Origin of the sequence: Schlesneria sp. (assembly GCF_036405755.1) — a bacterium.
GTDB lineage: Bacteria > Planctomycetota > Planctomycetia > Planctomycetales > Planctomycetaceae > Schlesneria > Schlesneria sphaerica.
On the sequence record NZ_DASWWZ010000383.1, the window covers coordinates 1 to 6,402 of the forward strand.

The following is a 6,402-nucleotide window of genomic DNA, read 5'->3' on the forward strand; positions in this document are numbered from 1 at the left end:
GGATCGGGCTGATCACCAGTACAACTCTGGCGGTCATGATGCTGACGAAACCGGGGGACCCTCACTGGTTCGTCGGCGGATTTTTTCTGATCGTGGCGGGATCACTGATGGGATTTCTCTGCCATAACTGGTCGCCGGCCCGCATTTTTATGGGAGACGCCGGCAGTTACTTTATCGGCTTCAGCATCGCCTGCATGACCCTGCTGGGGACCTTCTACACTCCTGCAGACGAGAGTCAACACGTGATTCTGGCGCCACTCTGCGTTCTCGCGGTTCCTTTGTACGATATCTGTTCGGTAGTCCTCATTCGTTTGAAAGAGGGCCGCAGTCCGTTTCAGCCCGACAAAAAGCACTTTTCACATCGTCTTGTTGCATTGGGACTTACAAAAGAGCAAGCCGTCTTGACGGTACATCTGACGACGATCATCACGTCACTGCTGGGGCTGACTCTCTATGCTGTTTCGACGTGGAATGCAGCTGTGATTGTGGTGGCTTGTGTTGGTTGCATCCTGCTATTAATTGCCATTCTGGAAGCGGCACCACGTGATCAGCCCTAACGGACATGGGAATGGGAATGGCAGACAGTCGAGCAGTTCGAACGGCGGGGTCCTCAGCGGCGGGGGCAGCACGACACCCGGGAACGACTCGCCTGGAACAGACAATCCGCTGGCTATTCGCGGGCTGGGTGCTGATTCTCTTTCTAAGTCGCTTCTTCTATGTCGCTGAATCGGCCGATCAGGGAGACACCCTGTGGATCGTTGCGGGCTGGATAACCGCCGCAGTGGGATGGTCCCTGCTATCGTGGATCTGGCCATCCACACAGTTGCGACTCGGCTGGTTGGGAGTCGGTGTCGCTCTGTTATTCGGTGGCGAAGTGATTTCCGCCCTCCAGATCGTCCTGGGGTCCGGCGATCAGCGAACGGCCATTAATCTGGCTTGGGAAGCTCTGGGGGTCGTGATTGCCTGGTCCATCCTGCACCAGCACTGCGGAAATTTTCAATTCCGTCGCGAACTGCTGGCAGCCCTGATCGCCACAGGAGTTGCCACGGCGGGACTGGGCCTGTATCAGCACTATGTCGATTTTCCGCAGATGGCAGCGAAGTACGCTCCCTTATTTGACAGACTCAAGCAGGCAGATCCAATTGAAGCCGCAATCATTCGCAAGGAACTGGCTTCGGAGAATATTCCGACTGACGGCCCGGCGCTGATCTTGTTCGAGAAACGGCTGAGGGACAGCCGAGAACCGCTCGGTTTCTTCGCTCTGGCAAACTCATTGAGCGGATTTCTCGCCGTCAGCCTGATCTTGGTAGTGAGTGTCGTCGCGTCCCGAATTCGAGCCGGCAATCGCTGGAGCGGAAAGCAACTTACTCTCTGGATCGTGGTCTTCCTGGTGCTCGGCTGGGCGCTGCTACTGACGAAAAGCCGCACGGCGTGGTTGGGCACGGGGGCTGGCCTGATGTTACTGATGCTGCTTTCCGGCCGCACCCTCCTGACCGTGCGGGGTCTGCAGTATGGCGCTGGTGTCGGAGCGTTTCTGCTGTTTCTCGGATGGGGACTGACGATGTTCGGAGGGCTTGACCGACAGGTGCTCACCGAAGCCCCCAAGTCACTGCAGTACCGTTTGCAGTATTGGCAGGCGACAACCCGGATGATCGCCGATCACCTGCTTTTTGGTGTTGGCCCCGGACAATTTCGCAGCCACTACCTCCGCTATAAGTTGCCGGAAGCAAGCGAAGAGATCGCCGATCCCCACAATCTGTTTCTGGACGTTTTCGCCAGCGGCGGAATTGCCTCGTTCCTCGGTCTGGTGCTGATTGGCGTCGTCCTGTTTAAGGATTTGGGAACGGAACCAGAAACGGAAGCTCCTGTCTCCGGCGCTAATCCGCAGTGGGGAATCCTCCTCGCCTCAACAGTCGCCGTGGCCTGGTTGCTGCTATTGCTCAGCGGTGCGGACGACCGTTTGCTGGTCGTATTGCCCGTCGCAATGGGTCTGTTTTGGGGCCTGTGCCGTATACTCGACGGAATTCAGGCGGAAACCTCACTGCTGCGAGCCGGCTGGCACGCAGCGGCGTTTGCGCTGATGTGCCATCTCTGCGGGGCCGGGGGGATTGGAATGCCAGCCATCAGCCTGCTGCTGCTGACGTTAATTGATTGTGGCACGGTTCACCGTCCTGGATTACAGAATTCGATGCGGGGGGAAGTCGACATCCGCTGGCTGCCGTTGAGCGCTTTCAGCCTGCTGCTCCTGTGTGGGCTGATAACGACGGGAATTCGCCCGATCAGCATCACGCAGGCAGCATTGATGAGCGGAGATCGTCTGGTCACCAAAGGCCAGTTGAGTGCCGCCGAGCTGGAATACCGGAAGGGGGAGCTGTCTGATGGCTGGTCGAGCGAAGCGACGCGGCGGCGTGCGGAACTCGCATATCGCCAGGCGGCGGCAGACCATTTCCGGTCCAACGAATCATTTCTGAACGCCGTACAACTGTTGAATGACGCCAAACGGCGAAATCCGACGTATTTTCGAGATGACGTTCGACTAGCGGAATGGTGGATGGAACGATGGAGGGCTTCGCAGAACAGTGAAGATGCAGCTCAGGCGGTGGCCGCTTTGGAACGAGCATGGGATCGCTACCCTACCAATGCGATTTTGATGTCCGAGCTGGCCGTTGCCTGTCAACGGGCGGGGAAGCTGGCTCAAGCCAGAGAGGTCGCCGAAAAGGCTCTGCGGCAGGAGGCCATCAACCGCGAGTGGGGGCATGTGGACAGGTACCTGGAAGAATCGAGAAAACGTGAGCTCGAATCCCTGATCGGGGAGAACGCATCGTAAAGTCGTATAAGGCATCACCCTGAGACTCGCCGAATTGCAGCGCGAGCTTTTTCGTTTATACTTCGCATTGCGACGCTGAAGGCGCGCGGCACACGACAGATAGTCGCCCTGCGAAAAATCAAAGAGGTCCCATCTGTGAAACCGTTTTCGATTGTATTGTCCCTTGTTCTGGGATTGGGTGCACTCGCCCTGATCGTCTGGGTCGGACGTTTTGGTGGTGCACTTCCCGTTTCAACTTCGACATCGCCGGAAACGAACCCCAGCGAGGCGAAACCGGCAGAAGAAATTCCTTTGCCCAAATCGGGCCCTTTCGGCAAAGCCGAGGTGACTGAGTCAGAATTCAACTTTGGTGTGAAGAACGTCGGCGACACTGATGAGCATGTCTTTTCCATCAAGAACGTGGGAGAAGGGGTGCTTCGCTTCGAAATGGGCAAGCCGACCTGCCAATGTACTTTGGGCGAGATCACCAAGAACGGTGAAGCTGTTGAGAAAAAGGGCGAGCTTGCTCCGGGTGAGTCAATCAGCATCCTGGTCAAGTGGGTCATGAAGAACCAGATGGAGAAATTCCGCCAGACGGTCCCCGTCATGACGGATGACCCGGACCAGCGAAAAATCGAACTGGCAATCACCGGCATGGTTGACCAGGCGGTCCGCATTTTCCCGGAAGGGCAATGGGACTTTGGCGATATGTCGTTGACCGAGCCCTCAACGGCCGAAGGATATATCGGTTCCAAGAGCCTGACCGGCTTCACAATCCAGGAAATGCCCCGCGATAACGCTCGGGCAAAAATTACGTGGGAACCGGCAGACGAAGAGACACTCGCTCCTCATCAGGCGAAAAGTGGATACAAGATCAAGGTGGAAGCAGGTCCTGATGTTCCCATTGGACGCTTCCGGGAAACGATTCGCCTGCAAATTATTCCAACTGACAGCAGCCAGGCAAACGACGATCTGTTCGTCAATTTTGGCGTGATCGGGCGGCGAGGGGGCCCCATCGAAATTCGTGGGGTGAACGGTGCCAATTTCAATGTTGACTACAACCGCCTGCACTTCGGGGAATTCCCGGCTTCCAGTGGAAAGAAAGCTAAAGTAACCTTCTTCGTGAAGAACTTTGATGAAGAACTGGTGCTGCAGGCCGTTGAGCCCTCCGATTCCAGAATCAAGTTTACGTTTCCGGAAAAAGGAAAGGTCTTCGGGAAATCCAAGAGCTATCAGGCGGACGTGGAAATTTTGCCGGGTCCTCCAGGGAAGCATCGTGACAACGATGCCAAATCCTTCAAACTGAAGTTCAATCACCCCGAAGCACCTGACTTCAATCTTACTATCGATTATCACGCCACGTGATTGACCACGGGTTCCAGGAGGGAATGTGATGCAAACAATGGCCAGACGACATTGTCGTTCTTGCGTATGGACAATGATGATGTCGTTGAGCGTCCTGTTTGCAGGATGCCAGCCCCCGAACTCGGGACCAGAGCAGTCGAGTCCCACACCGACATCGGAAGCACCGAAAGCGGACACCCCGACGAAAGAGCAGAGCGAGGCCGTCACCGCTTCTCCAAAGCACGAACCGGCGGTAAAGCCCCCCAAGTCTGGGACCTCGAACTCCGACACAATCGCAGCCAATTCGACGAAAGACCTTGCCGTCGAGCCTTATCTGAACGGCTGGGATAAACCTGCTGTCGCTTTCCTGCTGACAGGAGAGCAACATGGGTATCTGGAGCCGTGTGGCTGCTCGGAAACTCAGTCGGGGGGCATGGCCCGCCGCGCCGACCTGGTTCGGATCCTCACCGAAGAAAAAGGCTGGGACCTCGTCGGTCTGGACGTAGGAGGACTCCTCAAACGCTCTCGACGTCAGGATCAGATTAAGTTCGAGAAGCTCTTCGAGTCGTTTCAGAAACTGCACTATGCCGCCGTCGGTGTCGGCCTCGAAGAACTGCGACTGGGGGCGGATTTTATCCTAACCCGGATGCCGGGGGATCCGGACGAACTGGCGAAGGCGACAGCACTCGTCTCGGCCAATGTGGTCTTGTTCGACCAGCCGGAGCTGGGTTGGCCAATTCCCTACCGACTCGTGGAAAAGAACGGCGTGAAGATCGGAGTCACCTCGGTCTTTGGTCCCAGTTTGCGGGACCGCGTCGCCCCGGCGGGAGTGAGTACCAATATCACCATTGTGGAACCTGAAACCGCACTGCCACCTGTCATTCAGGCACTGGAAGAGGCAAAACCTGATCTCATGGTTCTGCTGTGCCACGGCAATGAAGCCGAATCGATGCAGCTCGCCAAAGCTTATCCCCAGTTTCGCATCGTTCTGGCAGCGGGTGGATTTGAGGAACCCGATGGCAAGCCGATTCCCGTCGGGGACTCATGGGTGCTCCATGTCGGAAGCAAGGGAAAACGCGTCGGCGTGCTCGGCTTCTATCCCGACAACAAAGCACAGCCGTTCCGCTTTGAGCTGATTCAACTGGATAAGGATCGCTTCAAGAATGACCCAGAGATGCGCACCATGATGCAGCATTATCAGCAGCAACTGGAAGACGAAGGGATCTCGACATCGGAAGAGCTGCTGCTACGACACCCATCCGGGTTCAGCTATGTGGGCGCTGAAAAATGCGGCGACTGTCATACCAAGGCGTTCGAACACTGGAAGGAGACCGGCCACGCGCTTGCCTTTCAGACAATCGTTGAAGGCCCCTGGCACGAAGATCGCGCCGCAGAGAAAATTGGCTGGATCAAACGGCAGTTCGATCCGGAATGTCTCTCCTGCCACGTGACCGGTTGGCACCCGCAAGAGATGCTGCGTTACGAAAGCGGCTATGTCTCAGAGAAGTTGTCATCACACCTGCTGGGACAACAATGCGAAAACTGCCACGGTCCGGGGAGTGAGCATGTTCGACTGGAAGAAGGATCCGCGTCGATGGACGAGTTGGCCGCTGGCCGTCAATTTGTTCGTCGTACGCTCGCTGAGGCCAGAAAAACGATGTGTATCGAATGTCATGACCCCGACAACAGCCCCAAGTTTACCCCTGAGCGGTTTGACGAGTACTGGGACCAGGTCAAACACCCCTTCAAAGACTAGACTTTCCAGAACCAGCATCACACCGTTCCACGTAGTCACACTCGCCCGCTCATGAACTTCTCGCACAGAGACCTAAGAGCGGGGTTCGCCATCGAAACCAACACCTGGCGGACGAACTGATCTCACCCTGAAAGAACAACCGTGACTGACATTGGTCCGCCGCAATCACTTCGTGCGTTGAAGGATGCAGGCGTATTTGAAATTACCTGGGCGGACGGTCGGGTCTATCGCCCACCATTCAAGCTAGTCCGTTTCGAATGCCCCTGTGCTCAATGTGTCGACGAAATCACCGGCGTCAGACTTTTGCGTCCGGAATCGATCCCCGATGATATTCACCCCATCGAACTGGGTTTTTCAGGCAACTATGCACTGAAAGTCGTCTGGAGCGACCAGCATGGCTCAGGGCTTTTTACCTGGGACCGCCTCCATCGTATCTGCGTCACCAGTCAGACGTAGGACTCACACGGTACCCAGTCCAACTCAGGGGCAGGGGATT

The 6,402-nt window shown here is 56.4% G+C and carries 5 protein-coding genes; all 5 read left to right on the top strand.

Going from position 1 to position 6,402, the window contains the following annotated elements; translation table 11 throughout:
* On the top strand, positions 1–557 hold a 557-nt coding region (locus VGE80_RS13290), incomplete at its 5' end, for an MraY family glycosyltransferase (RefSeq protein WP_440593009.1).
* 17 nt (positions 558–574) lie between these two features.
* On the top strand, positions 575–2,827 hold the full coding sequence (locus VGE80_RS13295; protein ID WP_440593010.1) for an O-antigen ligase family protein: 2,253 nt from the start codon (positions 575–577) through the stop codon (positions 2,825–2,827).
* 135 nt (positions 2,828–2,962) lie between these two features.
* The gene (locus VGE80_RS13300; protein ID WP_397569264.1) at positions 2,963–4,171 is read left to right on the top strand and encodes a DUF1573 domain-containing protein; all 1,209 of its coding nucleotides are present in this window, start codon (positions 2,963–2,965) and stop codon (positions 4,169–4,171) included.
* Positions 4,172–4,256: 85 nt separating this feature from the next.
* Positions 4,257–5,906 (top strand): multiheme c-type cytochrome, encoded by a 1,650-nt coding sequence (locus VGE80_RS13305; protein WP_440593011.1) that lies wholly within the window; start codon positions 4,257–4,259, stop codon positions 5,904–5,906.
* A gap of 141 nt (positions 5,907–6,047) precedes the next feature.
* Entirely contained in the window at positions 6,048–6,362 is a 315-nt protein-coding gene (locus tag VGE80_RS13310) for a DUF971 domain-containing protein (protein WP_373653037.1), read from the top strand.
* Positions 6,363–6,402: the final 40 nt, after the last annotated feature.

Bases quoted from the DNA above. Each gene is read 5' to 3' on its own strand.
- VGE80_RS13295 (WP_440593010.1), top strand. From the start codon at position 575: ATGGCAGACAGTCGAGCAGTTCGAACGGCGGGGTCCTCAGCGGCGGGG.